Source organism: Paenibacillus alba (assembly GCF_013204855.1).
GTDB lineage: Bacteria > Bacillota > Bacilli > Paenibacillales > NBRC-103111 > Paenibacillus_E > Paenibacillus_E alba.
Genome location: NZ_JABMKZ010000028.1, coordinates 1 through 18,595, shown reverse-complemented (window position 1 = coordinate 18,595; position 18,595 = coordinate 1). Strand labels below are relative to the sequence as shown.

Annotated in this window: 15 protein-coding genes; 12 read left to right on the top strand and 3 right to left on the bottom strand. The window is 47.3% G+C overall.

Translation table 11 applies throughout. The features are described from left to right. Positions 1-13: 13 nt before the first annotated feature. The 4 genes from HQN90_RS39415 to HQN90_RS26785 all read left to right on the top strand — a co-directional run bounded on the left by HQN90_RS39415 (position 14) and on the right by HQN90_RS26785 (position 2,974). A complete protein-coding gene (locus HQN90_RS39415; protein WP_275942627.1) occupies positions 14-142 on the top strand; it encodes a hypothetical protein in 129 nt (42 codons plus the stop codon). Between the two features lie 51 nt (positions 143-193). Continuing rightward, positions 194-1,738, top strand: a complete 1,545-nt coding sequence (locus tag HQN90_RS26795) for an amino acid permease (protein ID WP_173224423.1) — start codon at positions 194-196, stop codon at positions 1,736-1,738. An 80-nt stretch (positions 1,739-1,818) separates the two neighbouring features. Next, a complete protein-coding gene (locus tag HQN90_RS26790; protein ID WP_173224421.1) occupies positions 1,819-2,571 on the top strand; it encodes a YwmB family TATA-box binding protein in 753 nt (250 codons plus the stop codon). A 172-nt stretch (positions 2,572-2,743) separates the two neighbouring features. Continuing rightward, entirely contained in the window at positions 2,744-2,974 is a 231-nt protein-coding gene (locus HQN90_RS26785; protein ID WP_173224419.1) for a hypothetical protein, read from the top strand. Between the two features lie 77 nt (positions 2,975-3,051). On the opposite strand, the gene HQN90_RS26780 is transcribed toward HQN90_RS26785, so the two are convergent. Next, entirely contained in the window at positions 3,052-3,321 is a 270-nt protein-coding gene (locus tag HQN90_RS26780) for a hypothetical protein (protein WP_173224417.1), read from the bottom strand. A gap of 203 nt (positions 3,322-3,524) precedes the next feature. On the opposite strand from HQN90_RS26780, the gene HQN90_RS26775 reads away from it, so the two are divergent. From HQN90_RS26775 to HQN90_RS26740, 8 genes are all read left to right on the top strand, one after another. Continuing rightward, entirely contained in the window at positions 3,525-4,301 is a 777-nt protein-coding gene (locus tag HQN90_RS26775) for an arylamine N-acetyltransferase family protein (protein ID WP_173224415.1), read from the top strand. A gap of 229 nt (positions 4,302-4,530) precedes the next feature. Next, positions 4,531-9,975 (top strand): glycerophosphodiester phosphodiesterase family protein, encoded by a 5,445-nt coding sequence (locus HQN90_RS26770; protein WP_173224413.1) that lies wholly within the window; start codon positions 4,531-4,533, stop codon positions 9,973-9,975. A 75-nt stretch (positions 9,976-10,050) separates the two neighbouring features. Next, positions 10,051-10,587, top strand: a complete 537-nt coding sequence (locus tag HQN90_RS26765) for a glycerol-3-phosphate responsive antiterminator (protein ID WP_079414719.1) — start codon at positions 10,051-10,053, stop codon at positions 10,585-10,587. Positions 10,588-10,827: 240 nt separating this feature from the next. After that, on the top strand, positions 10,828-11,688 hold the full coding sequence (locus HQN90_RS26760; protein ID WP_338042391.1) for an HAD-IIA family hydrolase: 861 nt from the start codon (positions 10,828-10,830) through the stop codon (positions 11,686-11,688). A 25-nt stretch (positions 11,689-11,713) separates the two neighbouring features. After that, entirely contained in the window at positions 11,714-13,054 is a 1,341-nt protein-coding gene (locus HQN90_RS26755) for an ABC transporter substrate-binding protein (protein WP_173224411.1), read from the top strand. A gap of 141 nt (positions 13,055-13,195) precedes the next feature. Next, the gene (locus tag HQN90_RS26750) at positions 13,196-14,092 is read left to right on the top strand and encodes a carbohydrate ABC transporter permease (protein ID WP_246362862.1); all 897 of its coding nucleotides are present in this window, start codon (positions 13,196-13,198) and stop codon (positions 14,090-14,092) included. Between the two features lie 15 nt (positions 14,093-14,107). Further along, positions 14,108-14,923: a carbohydrate ABC transporter permease gene (locus tag HQN90_RS26745; protein WP_173224409.1), complete on the top strand. Its 816-nt coding sequence runs from the start codon at positions 14,108-14,110 to the stop codon at positions 14,921-14,923. Positions 14,924-14,967: 44 nt separating this feature from the next. Continuing rightward, positions 14,968-15,708, top strand: a complete 741-nt coding sequence (locus HQN90_RS26740; protein WP_173224407.1) for a glycerophosphodiester phosphodiesterase — start codon at positions 14,968-14,970, stop codon at positions 15,706-15,708. Here HQN90_RS26740 and HQN90_RS26735 read toward each other — a convergent pair. Both HQN90_RS26735 and HQN90_RS26730 read right to left on the bottom strand, forming a co-directional pair. Then, on the bottom strand, positions 15,662-17,797 hold the full coding sequence (locus tag HQN90_RS26735) for an EAL domain-containing protein (protein ID WP_173224405.1): 2,136 nt from the start codon (positions 17,795-17,797) through the stop codon (positions 15,662-15,664). The genes HQN90_RS26740 and HQN90_RS26735 overlap by 47 nt on opposite strands. 42 nt (positions 17,798-17,839) lie before the next feature. Then, on the bottom strand, positions 17,840-18,127 hold the full coding sequence (locus HQN90_RS26730; RefSeq protein ID WP_173224403.1) for an STAS domain-containing protein: 288 nt from the start codon (positions 18,125-18,127) through the stop codon (positions 17,840-17,842). Between the last annotated feature and the right edge of the window lie 468 nt (positions 18,128-18,595).

Genomic DNA, 18,595 nt, shown 5'->3' with positions numbered 1-18,595 from the left:
AGGTGGAGGCGCAATGGGACTGACGATTGGAATCGTAATCGTAGTGATCACGTGTTTGTTTGCTGTATGGATTGTGAGAATCGCCAATAAAAGCATACGCGAATTCGATGAAAGCGAACACGAAAGTTTCCTGGGGAAATAAGCCTGAGCCTTGTTTGTACAAATCGTAGGTATCTGATGAGGAGGATTCAAGATGAGCGTACCTTCCAATCATCATGAAAAAGACAAAAGTGATTTAAACAAGTTCGGCTATGCCCAAGAGCTGCTGCGCAGCATGGGCGGATTTTCCAACTTCGCGATTTCATTCTCAATCATCTCCATTCTGACCGGCGCTGTATCGCTGTATGGTCACGGATTGACCTACGGCGGATCGGGCATGATGGGCTTTGGCTGGCCGATCGTCGCTCTCTTTGTTATGTTTGTGGCGGCCGTTATGGCGGAGCTTGCTTCGGCGATTCCGACGGCGGGCGCCTTGTACCACTGGGCAGCTATTCTGAAAAACAAACGCTGGGGCTGGTACACCGCATGGATCAATCTCATCGGACAAATCGGGATCGTAGCCGGTATTGATTATTCGGTCGCCCTCTTCGCCGACCCGCTCATCGCGAGTGTATTTGGTTACGAATCCAACAACACAACCGTGTTGATCTGTTTCACCATCATTTTGCTGACACACGGGATTCTCAATCATATCGGGATTCGCATCGTGTCGAGGCTTAATGACTTCTCGGCCTGGTATCATATCGCTGTGGTGGCGGTATTGGTTGTGTCCTTGGCCTTTTTTACCAAAGGTCACCTCAATCCTGTGACATATTTGTTTAAGGTGGGCGAGACATTCTCTGATAAACCGTACATGTTTGCTTTTCTGATCGGCCTTTTGCAAGCCCAATGGACCTTCACGGGATTTGACGCCTCCGCGCATACGATTGAAGAAACCGTCAACCCGCGTGTGCGTGCGCCTTGGGGGATTTTCACATCCGTAGCCTATTCGTTCGTTATCGGCTTTATTATGCTGGCTTTTGTTACCTTGTCCATCAAGGATGCCGGTGCTGCAGCGAGTTCAGACAATGCGTTCATCTATGTCATCAGCCAGGCGCTGGGCGGGACATTCGGCTCTGTTATTCTCTGGCTGGTTACTGCTGCGATGTGGTTCTGCGGCCTCGCCTCCATCACTTCTTTTTCCCGGATGATGTACGCCTTCTCTCGGGACAAAGGGATGCCGCTGAGCCATCAGTGGGCGCAAATCTCCAAGAAATACCGTACACCGGCCAAAGCCATTTGGCTGGCTATCATCCTCTCCTTCCTGCTCGCCTTCATCGACTATATTATCAAATTAGTGAATCCTGATGCGACATACACGACGATAGCATTCCTAACGGCTGTCAGTGTAGTTGGTTTATATGTGGCTTACGGCATTCCGATTTATTTGAAGCTGAGAGCTAAGGCAGAAGGAAGATTCCAAAAGAAGCATCTCGGACCGTGGAATCTCGGAAAGTACAGTACATTCATTTCTGTTGTTGCGCTGCTGTGGATCATCTTCATCTGCATCGTCATGGTGATACCTCCGAACCAAATGGCTGGCTATGCGGTCGCGGGGATGCTGATTCTTCTCATCATTATGGATTTGGCTTATTATAAAAAACATTTCCCAGGCCCGCAGGCTGCCCTGAATACCTCCATGGACGAAATTTTGCGCCGTGAAAAAGAGCTTGAGACCACATCATCATCAAAATCTTAAATCTACTTGGTTTAATAGTTGCTAGATTTGGGCATCCTTCTACTAGAGTTGAAGATTCTAGTGAAGAGGTGCCTTTTTATATGCAGAAAATGTGGTTAGTCTCCGTTATTTGGATATCTCTTGCAGGTATTATTTGTGGCTGGGTTCGTCATGCGGATGCTCAAGGTGAGCAAGAAGCGCTTTATTTATTAGACACGGTAAAACCTTATATGATCAGCGACAATCAAATAACCTTCAAATATACAGGCTATTATGGAAGCTGCGGCGGCGTAGAGCAGAACATGCTGGCCGTTGGGAAGACATTATCCCAAGCCTTCGGTATGCCAGAGACGGATGTGCTGAGTGAGTCTAATTCGCATTCGATCTATAAAGCGAAAGCTGAAGCAGCGCCCGGAGCGGTCTCCACCGTAACGATCGCAAGCCCGCAGGGACAAGCTTCTTGTTATGTCGTATTGCGATTAAATGCTTCACAAGAGACCAATCAGGCCGATTTGGTGAATTGGCAGGCGCAAGCGGATAAACAAATGAAAAGGCTGGGCATCACAGGAACATGGAATACGATGGTGCAAGGTTATGTATCCGAGCAAGAGCAGTCTCGCCAAATAAGCTCCGCAGAGCTGGCAAATCAGATAGCTCAAGCCTACAAAGGCAAAATCGTAGAAAGCTACACGGATCAGAATACGATAAGTTTGTCACTGGCTTCGAGGGAGTTCCAATCTTCTGTGAAGAGCGGTGATCAAACGGTGAATCTGCAGGTTGCCTTGCATCAAGAATCAACGACAGGCCAATGGCGCTTAACCGTGGGCACGCCAATTATAACCATGGAGTACTAGCATCAGAAGAAATGAAGCGAGGAGGTGAATTACATATGCTAAAGAAAGCCAATGCCAAGAGGCCGATCCTGCCAACCGATAATCCTGTCATTATACATAATCGTTATTGTTTTCTGATGTGGGCTAGAACAGGAAATAAACGGTATCTGACTATATTTCAAGGGGTGGGAATATGACGACGATAATAAAGCCGGTTATTCCCGGCATCATTGCGGAATCCATTGAAAACCTGCGAAGCGAAGGGTGGGAGGATGACGATTTCTTTAACTTTCCGCGGTATGATGAAGAATGTCCGGAAGCGCGCATTTTATTTCACTACTTTCGAAACAACCGCGTAACCTTTGCTGCGGCTATCGTTAACAGCTATATCGTTCATGATGACGGCAAGCAGCCGTTCAGCTAAACGCATTCAGAGATCTTGACTCCGCAACTGCTGAGCCAAGATCTTTTTTGTTTGCGGAGGGATTCAGCTTTCTTCTATTAATGAGCTTCAACGAGCTGTTCTTCCATATACCAATAATCGGCGGGGATAAGTGGAAGATGAATATTCCTGCTGCAGTCGATATACTGTGGATAGACAGCAAGGGTAACTTCTCGTACTTCTCTTTCTTCTCGCTCTTCTGTGCGGGCTGCTTCTTGGTGAAGGGGAAAAGTGAGGAGTTTGTTCTTTTTGATAATATCTATACAAAGCAGCAACATCATTCCGATCGTTAACAACCCAATCGCGCATAGTTCTACATTTTGATTCATCAAGTAGCCCTCCTATGAAACCTTTTTCATAGATTAACGGATGTGGGTTAAAATGTCGCTCGAAAACCGTTGTCGTTTTATAACCTTTTAACGATGACATTGTTTGAATAGAAGGAAACATCTGTTTAAATAAAGAAAATAGTACAGACCTATCGCAAGCAACGATAGCTTTCAAAACTCTCTTACAGGACGGAGTGCTCAGTATGCCAAATAACAATAGTCAAATTCAGGCCTATCTAGATCGCATTGGGGTTGTGGGACCACTCGATGGCAGCATTAAGACGCTGGCCAAGCTGCAGGAATGCCATCTGCACACAGTTCCGTACGAGAATTTGGACATTATCAATCACATCGCCTTATCCTTGGATCCACAAGATGTGTATCAGAAGATTGTCGTACGCCGGCGCGGGGGATATTGCTTTGAGTTGAATGCGTTATTCGGCTGGCTGCTGCGGGAGCTAGGCTACCCGGTCACTGACTTCGTGGCCCGGTTTTGGCGCGACGAGTCGAATACGCCGCCGAAACGGCGTCATCACGTTCTACAGGTCGAAGCCGAAGGGGAGACATACTTGTGCGACGTTGGCGTAGGGGGCATTGTTCCCCGCAGGCCAATCGCATTAATTGAAGGATTAGAACAGCAGCAAGGCGATGAGTGCTACCGGATGGAGCGCGATCCTGATTACGGCTGGGTGCTTTGCGAGCAGAAGAAGGGGGACTGGCACCGTATTTACTCGTTCACAGAGGAGCCGCAGTTGGCGAAGGATTTTGTATTTGCCTCGTTTTGGTGCGAGAAAGCCCCTGATTCCATCTTCACCCATAGCCCGATGCTGGCGATTCGTACCTCAGAGGGGCGAAATACGGTAGCAGACCAGGAGTTTCGTATTTTCACTTCAGATGGCGTCAAGACCTTCACACCGCAGACCGATGAGGCGTATAAAGAGGCGCTGCTCGTACATTTTGGAATTCAACTAGATTCATAGCTTGTTGCATTTACAATACATTCATGCAAAGTTGATGCAAGGATAACAAAGCCTTGTTAAAGTGAAGCTAATAGATACAAATGAATACTCAGGGTATGAGTCTAGGAGAAAACCCTTTTATTCGGCTAAAGAAAAGTGCGCCCTTAGGGAGCGCGTGCTTTCCTTTTGTTGAATGAGGGTTTTTTTGTGTTGTTCACCTATCAAAACTTTGAAAAGGATGATGTGCGACATGAAAAAAATGTCAACAAAGCTTTTAGGGATTGTGACGATTACAACTTTGGTCAGCGGGCTTTTCCAGCCAAGTGCCTGGGTACCTAGCGTTCATGCGGAGGAGTCGGGCAGGAAGATGATGGAGGTCAACAAAACGTTAACTGCTCCTATCATCGACGGCAATCTAGATGAATCCATGTGGAACCTGAATCAAACGCTAAACGTTAAAGTTGGACAAGGTTCTTTTAAGGCATCGAAATTTGGCCTGCTTTGGGACAATCAGTATTTGTACATTGGCGTCAAGGCAGATGATGACAGCTTGTTGACCGGCCAATCCGGCAGCTGGTTCGAGCAAGACAATATCAACGTCTTTCTAGATCCAAGCTTGCACCGCTCAGCTCCGTACAGCAATGAGGATATGCAGATCGGCCTGGTCTATCAGCCTGGAACAACCATACCCGAGTTTCATTTCGGTGCTGCGCTGAATAATCATGCGGGCAAGGATGAGAAGAAAATACTGCGAGCGATGAATCAGACGGCTTCAGGCTGGTCTACGGAGATCGCTGTTCCTTGGGAAATGCTTAAATTTGATCCTATTCTACAGAAACAGTTGGGCATGGAGATCGGCACGACAGACCGTTATGGGGCCGCAACAACAGAGCAAAGATCCAGCTACTGGAGCGCTTTTGGGTCCTCCTCCTTCTGGAACGATACCTCCGGTTATGGCACGCTTAAACTGGTGGATACAAGTCCAGTCTCAGGAAGCCCCAATCCGGTGCTTTTGGAGGAAAACTTTGACGGCTATGCCACAGGGACGATACCCCCAAATTGGATTTCTAATGTGAATGAGGGAAGCCCGTCTTTTACCGTTGTGAAAGATACGTATGGCAACGGGAGTATGACGTTCGATGGAAATGCTAAGTCCAAACAAAGCCGCATCCTTGCTCCGGTCCAGTGGGATAACTACACGATTGAAGCAGATGTGCGTTTTAGCGGCTTTTTGGATCCGGGAAGATGGGCATCCATTATGTTCCGCGCACCCGCTAGCGGGAAGCCGCCATACCCGCAGATGGCCATTAAGCAGAATGGCACCATTGAGACCGCTTATCGCAATTCGGACGGGAATTGGTATTCTCCCACACCGATAAGCGCAACGGGCGCTGGGCTGCTGGTGAATAAGGATTACACGATGAAAGTAAGGGTTTATGACAACAATGTGAAGCAGTATTTTAAAGCCAAAAGCGATACAAGCTTTACGCTGTATGGGGACAAAAATCTCGCAGCTGCGGTGCTCCCGGAGAAAGGGAGAGTTGGCTTTCAAGGAGATCAAAGCAAGGTATCCTTCGATAATCTGAAGGTTACCCGGATCACGGCAGAGCGGCTTACGATTACCTCAGTCAGTTCGTTGGAAGCGTTAAGCGGCGCGACAAGCGTGACGAGCAGTGTCTACTATTCGGATGGCCTTACGGAGACGCCGCCTGCGGATCGAGTGAAGCTGTATTCATCGGATGAAAGTGTCATCAAAATCAACAACAACCAGATCTATCCTATTAAGCCAGGGAAAGCAACCATTAAGGCTGTATATGGCAATGCAGAGACTTCGCAGGAAATCACAGTGACGCCATCTCTGACGGGGGTCAAGGTTGTTTCCTTAAAGGGTGATGACAAAGGGTATGTACTTGCAACGGTTGGAACTTCGCTAGATCTAAGCGCTGTAAAGTTTCAAGCAGACTATAACAATCTTACTACAGGTACAGTAAATGGGAATGAGCTGACTTGGACATCGACCAGTCCATTAGTTCTTATTGAGAACAACGTACCCAAGGTGCAGCAGAAAGGTGTTTATACGCTGACAGGCACCAAAGATAGCGCATCTATCAGTATGCTGGTTGTCGCCAAAAATGCAGCAGATACCGACTATGTCCTGTACGAGGAGAATTTTGATCATCTGGCGGACGGTACCCTTCCTGCCGGCTGGACGCGGAAAGAAGGAACGACAGCTGCCAATGCTGTAGTGAAATCCGGAGCTTTTGAGATCAATGCACTCGCTGCGCCGGATAACCCATCCCGGGTCATTTTACCTTCGTTTCTAAGCAAGTTTGGCAATTATAAGATTGAAGCCGATGTGACCCACTTGCAGGCAACTGATACGGCAAGATGGCACTCCATCATGTACCGTATTCAAAACAACGATTATCCTTACTACCAAATGGCCGTCAGAAAAGATGCAACGGCAGCAAATGGCATCGAATTCGCCGAGAGAACGCCTGCCAACGGGTGGAACGTGATCGACAGAGGTTCTAATACCGAAGCTATTGATCCGGCCAAAATGTACCATTATACGGTTAAAGCGTACGGAAACCGTGTTCAGGAATGGATCAACGATCGTGTCATGGTGGATACGGATCAAGCGACAGTCTATGCGACAGGAGCGGTCGGTCTGCAAGCGAATGGCAGCAAAATGAAGGTGGATAACATTCGCGTGACGCTGCAGCAAGAAGCTCTCCCTCCTATACCGAATGGTCGCTTCGTTGAAGTGACAGAGCCGGAAACCCGCATTGCGATGGCCGCATCCGTCGTAAGCGAGCTTCAAAGTGCGGCAGATTTAGCGAAATTAGATGCGCCTGCGCTGCCTTCGAATCTCATTATTCATGTGGCTCCAGGTCTAAAGGTAACAGATTCTGCAGGAAAGCTTGAAATAGGCAGTCTGGACACACTTCTTAGCAAAATTGATGGACGAATCATCCCTGCCTTTTATGTAAAGGATGAATCCACGGTAGATCAATTGGTGGCATACTTGAAAACGAACAGTTGGGAAGATGCGGCTATCGTGTCGGACAACGGTGAGTTGATCAAACGAGCGAGAACTGCCTATCCGATCATCCGAGGCATCTTGGATTTCAGCGGTGACAGCAGCTTGAAGGCAAGCCAACTGTTGGATGTTCGAAGAAAAACAGCAGCAAGTTTAGCTAGAATTGCCATTTTGCCGCAAGCGATATCAACCCGAGAGAACGTTGCCTACCTGCAGCAGCGAAGTATTATGGTATGGTCGAAGGAAACGGCCAGCGCATCCGAGAAACAGATTGCGATGCATCAATTGATTGCGACTGGCGTGAACGGGATCGTGACAGATTCGCCTGCTGTACAATGGGCAGCTTTGAAAGTCTACAACAAGAATACGACATTGATTCGCAAGCCGTATATCATCGCTCATCGGGGGATGCCGGCGAATTCTCCTGAGAATACAATTGAAAGCAATAGGCTGGGATTAGAAGCGGGCGCGGAGTTCATCGAGAACGACATGTATTTGACGAAGGACGGGCATATTGTCATTCTTCATGATGGATCACTGGAGCGCACGACGAATGGAACAGGTTTTGTTGAAGACTATACGCTGGAGCAATTAAAGAAATTAAATGCGAACAAGCCATATCCCGAAGGATTCCCCGATGTGAAGATTCCAACCCTGAATGAGCAGATCGAACTTGCCAGGGAGAAGGGGGCTATGGTCATGTCCGAAATTAAGACCAGCACTCCCACAGCTGTTGATGCCTATGTCAAATTGCTTAAGGATATAGATGGCGAAGCTTTGGTGGACACCATGTCTTTCAGTGCTGATCAGTTAAAACGCATGGCGCAGCTTATGCCGGAGATGCCTCTGGGATTGCTGACTAGCGGATATGCCAATGAGGCGAATGTGCCGAAGTCGCTAAGGGAAACATTGAAGCTGCTTCAGGGACTGAACGCTTCATTTAACACGAGCTATAGCGGCTTGGGCCAGAAATTCATGGAGGCTGCCAAACATCGCGGTCTGATCATTTCACCATGGACGCTGAACGATAAGAGTGCTTTTATGCAATACATGGGTCTGGGAGCTTTCGGAATTACGACAGACTACGCCTACTATGCTTCCGATTGGGCAGCTTCCATCAAAGCTGAGAAAGAGAAGTATGTGCTCGCTAAAGAGGAGAGCGCTACGCTTGCAGCTGTCGTTCAGTCCTACAAAGGGACGAAATCGACGATTGTCCCTGAACTCGTATTTCTGGATGGTCAAGAGCTGGTTGCTCTGGACGGAGCTAAAGTGACAGCTAAGAAATCAGGGACGGCTCACGTTCTGTTAAGATACACAACAGCGATGGATGATCGGAATAAATATGACATCTATACAGCGCCTATCTCGATCCAAATACCGGGTCAGGATGGTGAAGGTGGTGGTGATGATGGTAATGGTGGATCAGCTACTGGCTCCTCCGTTACAGGAGGCAGCCCAACACTACCTGCCACTCCAGCCGCAGCAGTTATTGAAGCCAAAGAAGGTAAAGTCGCAGCACTCGAACTTAAGCAATCTTTGGGTGCCCATTCTAAGGTAGAAGTGAAGTTTAGCGGTGCTTCGCTGGAACTGGAGGCAGCTGGTCTGATCGAATCAAGCAAACTTACTGGTCAAACGCTGCTCGCCTCAAGTGAGAACGTCTCCTATACGCTGCCTTTATCTGCATTGAAGCTTGATGAACTGGCTAAGCAGCTGGGCGTAAACATGGATGACCTGCGGATTCGATTTACACTCAAGAAACTTGATGGTCAAGATGCCTCAGTCGTAGATCAGGCCATCAGCGCTGCTGGAGGCAAACCGATGACTGCTGCTGTTCATTTTGAGGTGGAAGCGGCTAATCAAGCAGGACAAACGGCACCTGTGACACTCGGAGCAACGTATGCTTCTCGTACCATCCTCTTGGATAAGGCGATTGATCCGAAGAAAGCAACCGGCGTACAAGTGATTCCGGGAACGAATCGACTTCGCTTTGTGCCTACGCTGTTTGTGACCAAGGATGGGAAGACAACAGCTACACTGATTCATAACCAGAATGGCGTATTCACCATTGTGGAAAATCATAAAAGCTTCAGCGATCTAACGAATCATTGGGCCAAAGCTGACATTGAGCTGCTGGCAAACAAGCTAGTCGTAGATGGGGTAAGCGACAGTCGTTTCGAAGCGGATCGTTCGATCACACGCGCGGAATTCGCAGCATTGCTGGTTCGCTCCTTGGGGTTAAGCATGGAAGCATCGAAAACTACTAGCTTCAAAGATGTTGCAGCCAGCGACTGGTTTGCAGATGTTGCAGGTTCCGCTGCAAGCGCGGGTCTTCTTAGCGGTTATGAGGACGGAACGTTCCGCCCGAATCAAGAAATCACACGTGAGGAGCAAGCAGCGATGGTCGTCCGTGCGATGAGCTTTGTGGGAATCGACACCCGCGTAAGCTCCGCCAAGCGGGATGAAACCTTGGCATCGTTCCAAGATGCTGACCAGATCATCTGGGCCCAATCGGAGATGGCCGCAGCAATTCAATTAGGGTTGATGAATGGGATGGCAGCAGACACACTAGCATCTAGCAGCTATGCAACACGCGCGCAATCGGTCGTCATGTTGAAACGTTTATTAGTCAAAGCTAATTTCTTGAATGAATAATCCAGGGTTTATACTCAGCAAACATACGCATGTTACGCTTTTGGATGAAGGTATGTTTCTTTTGGAGGTGCACAGATGAACCCGTTCCCGATTATCGCTTCAGTCACGAAAGAGGAACAAATTCCGAAGATGCTGCAGAGTAACGTGGAGAGAGTTAATTTAATGACCGGTCATATTGGGAATTTGGAGTCGATTATTAGACAAGCCCATGATTCGGGCAAAAAGGTTTACGTCCATATGGAGATGGTTGCGGGTCTAGGGAAAGATTCTTATGCGATCAGTTATTTAGCCGAGAAGTTTCAGATAGACGGCATTTTGACAACCAAATCAGCAGCGGTTACGGCAGCGAGACAAGCTGGACTGAAAACAATTCAGCGTATTTTTGCGATTGATACGGCTGCTATTCAGACAGCCATTCGCATGATCAACAGCAGTCAGCCCGATGAGGTCGAGCTTATGCCCGGTTTAATGCCAAGAGTGATTCGCGAGCTGAAGGGAACCATCAAACAGCCGTTAATCGTCGGTGGATTAATTCGCTACGAGCATGAGATTACGGAAGCGTTGGCGAGCGGAGCTGATTACATCTCAACCGGGGATCCGGCCATGTGGTAATTAGATTTACAAATTCTCTACATGAATTTAATACACCGGTGATAAAACGGGATTATAATCAACTTAATAATTAAATATTCAGCACCTAACCGGTAATGATGGGTTGAGAATTGGAGAAAACCCTTGTTCTGCAAAGTGCGAAAATAGGCTGGAGCATTTCTTTTTGCGATGTTTCAACGATGCTTATTTTTGCATTTTCGAACAAGGGTTTTTATTTTTCTGTGAAAAGGGGTAGAAACTGTGTCAGAGCACGTTGCACATCCTAAGAATGGCTTCGAACCCTCATGTGGAGAAGAAGTTAACCGAGAGCAAAAGAAAGTGCCAAAAGGAATCTTTGCTTTTGACGGCTATTTGTTCGATCTGGACGGTACCGTCTATGCTGGAAATCAACTTTTGCCAGGTGTGTTGTCTACAATTGACAAGCTTCGCGAAAGCGGGAAATCGATTCTCTTCGTGACGAATACGACAACACATACGCGAGAGGGAGTTCATGAACGTCTTTCGCAGTTGGGCATTGCTTGCTCCAAAGAAGATATTTTAACGGCCTTATGTGTGTCGAGAATGTACTTTCAAGAATATCTGCCGGAAGCTAAGGTGCTGATGATTGGCGAGCAAGCCATGAAGAATGAGCTGGAGCAATATGGTGTAGAAACGACGAATGACCCGCTCAGCGCGACGCATGTTCTTGTCGGACTGGACAGGCAGTTTACGTATGAGAAATTAACACTCGGGATGAGCGCTCTGCGCAATGGGGCACAATTGATTGCTGCTAACCCGGATCCATTTTGCCCGCTGGAGGATGGGGCGATTCCAGATACATGGTCTTTGGTCAAAGCACTGGAGACGGCAAGTTCGCAGTCGGTTTATAAAGTCATTGGCAAACCCTCGGAGTACTACGCCAAAAAGGCATTAGAGAAGCTGGCTTTCGCGCCAGAAGCGTGCCTGATGGTAGGTGACCGAGTATCCACCGATATATGCTTCGGCAATACCAATGGCATGTATACAGCACTCGTTTTGACTGGAGCAGATTCTCGCAAAGACATTATGCTCCAAGGGATCAAGCCTGACTATGTACTGGCTTCACTCAGCGAAATCAAATAAAACCTATTCTCGGGAGGACATGAACATGAAAAAAGTATTTCTTGTATTAGCGGCGGCAGCGCTCGTCACAACGGCTTGCGGACAAGGTGAAAGCACGCCGAAAGCTGCGCCTGCCAGCGAGGCTGCTGCTACACCAGAGACGAGTGTTAAACAGGACGCGAAGCCCGTAGAGCTGCAGTTCTATTTTCCGGTGGCTGTTGGTGGCCCCATTACGAAGTTAATTGATCAACTGGCTGCTGATTTCCACAAAGAAAATCCCACGATTACAGTGAAGCCAGTCTATGGAGGAAGTTATCAAGATACGATGACCAAAGTCGTCACCTCCGTGCAGGGCGGGACTTCTCCCGACTTAGCGGTCTTGCTTTCAACGGATTTGTACAGCTTGCTTTCAATGAATGCCATTGAGGATTTAACACCGCGTTTCAACAAAGAGTACTTCAACGGTTTTTATGATGCTTTCATGGGGAATACGAAGTCTGGCGAAACAGTATGGAGTGTTCCTTTCCAGCGCAGCACGATCGTCCTTTATTACAACAAAGATTTGTTCAAGAAAGCAGGGCTTAACCCGGATAAGGCCCCGGCGAACTGGACCGAAATGCGTGAAGCGGCGAGCAAGCTGACTGTGAAGGACAGCGCTGGCAAAACATCGCAGTGGGGAATTGAAATTCCAAGTACAGGTTACCAATACTGGATGCTGCAGGCACTATCTCTGCAAACAGGCACGAACATCGTCTCTAATGATGGGAAAAATGTATATTTCAACAAGCCTGAGGTGCAAGAAGCGCTGCAATACTACACGGATCTGGGCCGCAAAGATAAAGTTATGCCGGAAGGCACACTGGAGTGGGCAACGGTGCCATCGGATTTCATCAGCGGGAAGACGGCTATGATGTATCACACGACGGGGAACCTGACGAAAGTGAAAACGGACGCCAAATTTGATTTTGGGGTATCGTTCCTGCCGGCTAACAAAAAATATGGCTCTCCGACAGGCGGGGGCAACTTGTATGTGTTCAAAGGCATCCCAGAAGACCGCAAGAAAGCGGCTGTGAAGTTCATCGAATTTTTGACGCAGCCGCAGCGTGTTGCGCAGTGGTCGATTGATACTGGGTATGTAGGCACAACCAAAGCAGCTTACGAGACAGACCTGCTCAAGAATTACGTGAAGGACTTCCCGCAAGCCGCTGTCGCCAGAGATCAGCTTCAATATGCAGACAGTGAATTATCCACGTTCCAGAACGGGCAAGTGACCAAATTGTTTAACGATAACATTCAAGCCGCTTTACTCGGCAATATGTCGCCCAAAGAGGCCCTTGATAAATCCCAACAGCAAGCAGATGACATTTTAAAAACTTTTCGCAAATAAGCAGTTGAATTTTTAGTAGAAGGGTGTGGCTATCACGATGAATGTGCCGGGATAGCCACATCCAAAATTTATTTAAGCTTTTCATACAGCCCAAACATTAGCCGTTTAATATACAGATATACAAGGTACGGGGGGATTTATTTGAAACAGCAAGCGCTGCTAACAAGAAGGAAAATCAACTGGAAAGAAAATGCTTTTGCCTATGCTTTGCTTCTTCCTTCCCTAATATTGCTGGCGCTTTTTACATTCTATCCGACGATTAAATCGGTGTATTTGAGTTTCTTCAGCTCTACACTATCCGTCCAGAAGTTTGTTGGATTCGAGCAATATGCCCACGTTTTACAAGATGAAGTGTTTATGAAAGTAATGAAAAACAATATTCTTCTGTCCATCGGCACCGTGCCGACAAGTCTATTATTGGCCATTTATTTAGCCGTTTGGGTGAATAACAAGCTGAAAGGAACGAGCATTCTACGAGCTGCTTTTTTCTATCCGACAATAATCCCGATGATTGCGATAGCGAACATCTGGTTGTTCATTTATACGCCTGATTATGGCTTGCTGGACAAATTTCTGGGTTTTATAGGCGTACCGACCCATAACTGGCTAGGGGATCCGCATTGGGTTACTTTTTCGATGATTATCATGGTCATTTGGAAGGAAGCCGGGTTTTTCATGATTTTTTATTTGGCGGGCTTGCAGAATTTGCCTAGGGAAGTGTACGAGGCTGCCGAAGTGGAAGGTGCACGGCCGTGGCACGTTTTTCGCAAAATTACGTTTCCGTTATTGATGCCAACTACGTTATTCGTCCTGATCATAGCGATTACGAATTCCTTCAAGCTGGTCGATCACCTGTATATTATGACGAAAGGCGGACCGGATAATGCCAGTAATCTGCTGCTTTACCACATATATGAGACAGCCTTTAGCTTCTGGGATATGGGCAGGGCATCCGTACTGACCGTTGTGCTGCTTGTTATTTTACTTGCGGTTTCTATATTCAACTATGCTTATTTGGACAAGCGTGTTCATTACTAGGGGGTAATCTGACTTATGTTGGCTCGAACATTGCATCGATCCATTGTTGTTGTATTAGGCATTGTATTCCTTATCCCGCTGGTGTGGACCGTGTTCACTTCATTTACACCATCGAGCGAAGTCATAACCAGAGCGAACCCGTTCGCAATCGTGAATCCGACGTTCAGCAACTATGTGTCGGCCTGGTCAACCGTTCCCTTTCTAAGATACTACAGCAATACGCTGATCATTGTCGGGGGTGTTCTCGCTGTACAGATAGTTACAGCAACATTGGCTGCCTATGCCTTTGCGCGGTTGCGTTTTATTGGACAAGGTGTTGTATTTATCTTATTCCTCGTGCAAATTATGATCCCGGCTGAAGTTCTTATTTTTCCAAACTATACCGTTATCAAGCAACTGGGATTAGTCGATACCAAATTAGCGGTTATGCTGCCTTTTTGGGCATCGGCCTTCGGTGTTTTCTTGCTGCGGCAAACGTTCAAGCAAATTCCATTAGATTTGGACGATGCTTCCAAAGTGGATGGATGCCCGTGGTGGCGCACCTTATGGCATGTATATTTCCCATCCGCCAAGCCAACCTACATTGCTTTTGGATTGATTTCGGTCAGTACGCATTGGAGTAATTTCATGTGGCCGCTCATCGTGACCAACTCGGTAGAGAATCGCTCGCTCACCGTGGGACTAGCTATTTTCGCCCAAACCTCGGAGACCGGAGCGCAATGGGGGACCGTAACTGCTGCAACATTGCTGGTTGTTTTACCGCTGCTATTAGCATTTTTCGTCTTTCAACGTCAATTTGTAGAGAGCTTCATGCATTCCGGTCTTAAGTAGGCGTAAGGGGCAATAAGACAACTTTATTGAAAAGGATGATGAGCATGAACTGGAATAGCGGGGCACCTTGGGTATTTGCACATCGAGGATCTTCTTTGGAGGCGCCGGAAAATACGATGTCTGCCTTTCAACTTGCGGTAGATCAGCAGTGTGACGTGATCGAACTCGATATTCATCTGACAAGCGATGGACAGGTGATCGTCTGCCATGATGAGACACTGGGGCGGACAACGAATCAAAGCGGCATTATCGGGGAATTGACTTTGGAGGAGATTAAGCAAGCAGATGCAGGCAGCTGGTTCAACCCAGTCTATACTGGGGAAAAGATTCCGCTGCTGCAAGAAGTGCTTGAGCGGATACCTGCACGAATCGGTCTAAACATTGAACTGAAGCAAAGCTACAGTGGCCGTATCGTAGAACCTTTAATTAAGCTGCTGCGCGAAAATGGACGGTTGGCAGATGTCTTATTCTCATCTTATGATCATAAACTGCTGCATCACATCAAACAGAAAGCACCCGAATGCAGGATCAGCCTTGTGTATGATGCCAAACCGGTGAACCCGCTTAGGTTCATTGAGGACTTCGGTCTAGAAGTGTTCTCCGTCTCTCTTCATGCTTGCATGGTGGATGCCGAAGATGTAGCTGCTATTCGCCAGAGTGGCAGACAGGTGATCGTTTGGACAGTAAATGAAGCACCCGTCATGAAACAGATGCTAGCCTATGGCGTATCCGGCATTATTACGGATGATCCGAAGGCGCTGCGAGATTTGATTGTTGGCAGCTGATTGGCTCGACTTCGTTCAAATAACGCATTGCCAGCTGCTCAGCCGGCAGAGCGGGATCAATAAAGTAGCCTTGAATCATGTCGCAGTTCATCGTTCGCAGAAAGTCCAATTGCTCCAAGGTCTCAACGCCTTCCGCAATGACCCGAAGGTCCATGCCATGCGACATGTCGATAATGGCTTTCGTAAGAACTGCGCTTTTGGAATCGCTTGTCAGTTCTTGGACAAAGCTCTTATCGATCTTCAGAATGTCGATGGGGAACTGTTTGATATAACCGAGGGCCGAGTAGCCCTTGCCGAAATCGTCTATCGCGATTTGGAAGCCAAATGATTTGAGCTCGTGCAGGATGGGCAGCACCGACTCAATGTCGTGCATGCTGCTGCTCTCCGTTATTTCAATTACGATATGCTGCGGGTTGCAGCAAGTTTGGTAAACAATATCGTGAATGGAGGAAGCTAAGTCCGGCGCTAGAAACTGTCTAGCTGATAAATTAACGGCAATCGAAGGAACGATAAACGAAGCAGAGAGCCAACGATTGAGCTGTAAGCAAACCTCTTTCAATACCCATTTGCCGATATCCATGATGATCCCTGTTTCCTCTGCAATCGGAATGAATTCTCCGGGGGAGACAGGTCCGAGCGTAGGATGATTCCAGCGGATCAGGGCTTCCATTCCTTTCATGTGGCCAGTTTCTGAACTGACCTGCGGCTGATAATGGAGAGTAAACTGATTCTTGGCAATCGCCCACCTGAGCTCGTTTTCCAGATCAAGCTTTCGCAGGAAGGTACTGCTGATGCTTTCGTTGAAAAACTGGTAGCCGCCATTTTGGATTTTGGCTTGGTACATGGCTAAGTCTGCGTGCTTGAGCAGCGTTTCGAAATCCTCGCCGTGCTTCGGATACAGGCAGATTCCAATGCTTGCGTTAATATAGAGCTCATTGTCCTCTACGGAGAAAGGCTTTTTGATACTGGAAATAAGCTGATTGGCAATAAGAATCGCTTCTTCCGGCTCCTGCAAATCTTGGAGAACGATAATAAACTCGTCGCCGCCTAGACGTGACACGATATCGTCCTTTCTCACAACGGAGCTTAGACGCTTGGCGACCTGCTGGAGCAGCTTGTCACCGACATTATGTCCCAAGGAGTCGTTGACCATTTTGAACCGATCGAGATCAATGAAAAAAACGGCCAGCTTGCGCTTTCTTTCCAAAGTTCTCGTGATGGCTTCATTCACCAATTCGCTAAGCAAGGTTCGATTAGGCAGATCCGTCAATTTATCGTAATGGGCCAAATATTTCAGATGCTCCTCGGTCAGTTTACGCTCTGTAATATCGGTGAACATGCCAATGTAATTCGTAATACTTCCCTTATCATCTCGCATGGTCGTTATAGACAGCCATTCGGGGTACAGTTCCCCGTTTTTCCTTTTATTCCAAATCTCCCCCTCCCAGAAGCCGGTTGTGTGAATTCGTTCCCACATCTTAATGTAGAAATATTGATTCTGCAGGCCGGAGTGAAGCAAACGCGGCGTATGCCCGGCAGCTTCCCGTTCCGTGTATCCCGTCATCGTCGTGAAGGCTTGATTGACAGATAGGATTTTGAGCTGTTTGTCCGTAATCATAATCCCATCGCTGGCATTGCTGAACACCTGCGCGTGCAGCTGAAGCTTAGAAATCGTGTTCTTCCGCAAGGTAATGTCAGAGAACATGCCCACGTAATTGATCAGAACTCCGTTATCGTCCTTGACCGAACTAATGGAGAGCCACTCCGGATAGATTTCCCCATTTTTCCTGCGGTTCCAGATCTCTCCACGCCACGTTCCATCCTTATGAATGGATGCCCACATGTTGACGTAGAATTCGGGATCCTGGTAATGCGATTTAAGCATGCTGGGGGTTCGCCCGATGACTTCCGACTCATCATAGCCTGTAATGGATTTAAAAGCAGGGTTTACACTGACGATTCTCGAGTGGCAATCCGTAATCATAATGGCTTCCTGTGAATCGTGAAAAATTCTGTCGTATGACAATACGAAGGTTTCCGGTGTTTGTTTATCCCAAAGGGCTTCATTATGTGGCGTATGTCGATTCATGTAAGAACCCCTCTCTGCTGCAGTGCCGTTGTATCCCTTGCGTTATAACCGTATGCCCGCCATGTATAAACGTTCTTTGAGCTGTTCGTGGGCGTCTTGAAACGAAACGTTAGCCTTATAATCCGCAGCGATCTTCTGCACGGCCAGTAATAGACCAAGTCCTGAGCTATCCATTTCTGTCACTGTCCCTAGATGGAAAGTGAGGCTGCGGAATTCTTGTTGGATGAGCGGAAACAATTTTTGCCTGATGGAGGTTGCTTCTTTTACGCCGATAATTCCAGTTAAAATGACGTCAATTCGTTGGTCGCTATCCTTTATTTCATAGCACATAAGCAAACCTCCCTTTTATTTCAAACGAAATTGTTAGCATTGAGGTCTTTTTCGCAGGGGATTTCCATTTGAACACATATAGCTGATTATACCTCGGTACTTCTTGATGTATCTGTGATATTAATCACAGTAGTTACTATATAGATGATACGATTTGTGGCCTATCCTATTGTTCATCACTGTAGGAACATTCGAAACAATGGCAATAGTGGAACATTTCCAAGAGGGGTTGTAATTGGTTGCTGAGCATGTTACATTAGTCCTCGTTGCTTTTGAAGCAGCAAACACCGACAGACACCGACAGAAATTGACGAGAAAAAAAGTGCTTGCAATTGATGAACGAGCTGTGGTATATTACTTCTCGCTGCTTCGGTAACACGGCAGTGAACGAAAGAAATTGATCTTTGAAAACTGAACAACGAGTGAGTAAGCACGAACGAGCAATCGTTCAAAAAAGAGATTGTAAAA

Coding starts and splice junctions, on each gene's coding strand:
- HQN90_RS26745 (WP_173224409.1), top strand. CDS start 14,108: ATGTTGGCTCGAACATTGCATCGATCCATTGTTGTTGTATTAGGCATT.
- HQN90_RS26770 (WP_173224413.1), top strand. CDS start 4,531: ATGAAAAAAATGTCAACAAAGCTTTTAGGGATTGTGACGATTACAACT.
- HQN90_RS26775 (WP_173224415.1), top strand. CDS start 3,525: ATGCCAAATAACAATAGTCAAATTCAGGCCTATCTAGATCGCATTGGG.
- HQN90_RS39415 (WP_275942627.1), top strand. CDS start 14: ATGGGACTGACGATTGGAATCGTAATCGTAGTGATCACGTGTTTGTTT.
- HQN90_RS26755 (WP_173224411.1), top strand. CDS start 11,714: ATGAAAAAAGTATTTCTTGTATTAGCGGCGGCAGCGCTCGTCACAACG.
- HQN90_RS26795 (WP_173224423.1), top strand. CDS start 194: ATGAGCGTACCTTCCAATCATCATGAAAAAGACAAAAGTGATTTAAAC.
- HQN90_RS26735 (WP_173224405.1), bottom strand. CDS start 17,797: ATGAATCGACATACGCCACATAATGAAGCCCTTTGGGATAAACAAACA.
- HQN90_RS26730 (WP_173224403.1), bottom strand. CDS start 18,127: ATGTGCTATGAAATAAAGGATAGCGACCAACGAATTGACGTCATTTTA.
- HQN90_RS26790 (WP_173224421.1), top strand. CDS start 1,819: ATGCAGAAAATGTGGTTAGTCTCCGTTATTTGGATATCTCTTGCAGGT.
- HQN90_RS26785 (WP_173224419.1), top strand. CDS start 2,744: ATGACGACGATAATAAAGCCGGTTATTCCCGGCATCATTGCGGAATCC.
- HQN90_RS26740 (WP_173224407.1), top strand. CDS start 14,968: ATGAACTGGAATAGCGGGGCACCTTGGGTATTTGCACATCGAGGATCT.
- HQN90_RS26765 (WP_079414719.1), top strand. CDS start 10,051: ATGAACCCGTTCCCGATTATCGCTTCAGTCACGAAAGAGGAACAAATT.
- HQN90_RS26780 (WP_173224417.1), bottom strand. CDS start 3,321: ATGAATCAAAATGTAGAACTATGCGCGATTGGGTTGTTAACGATCGGA.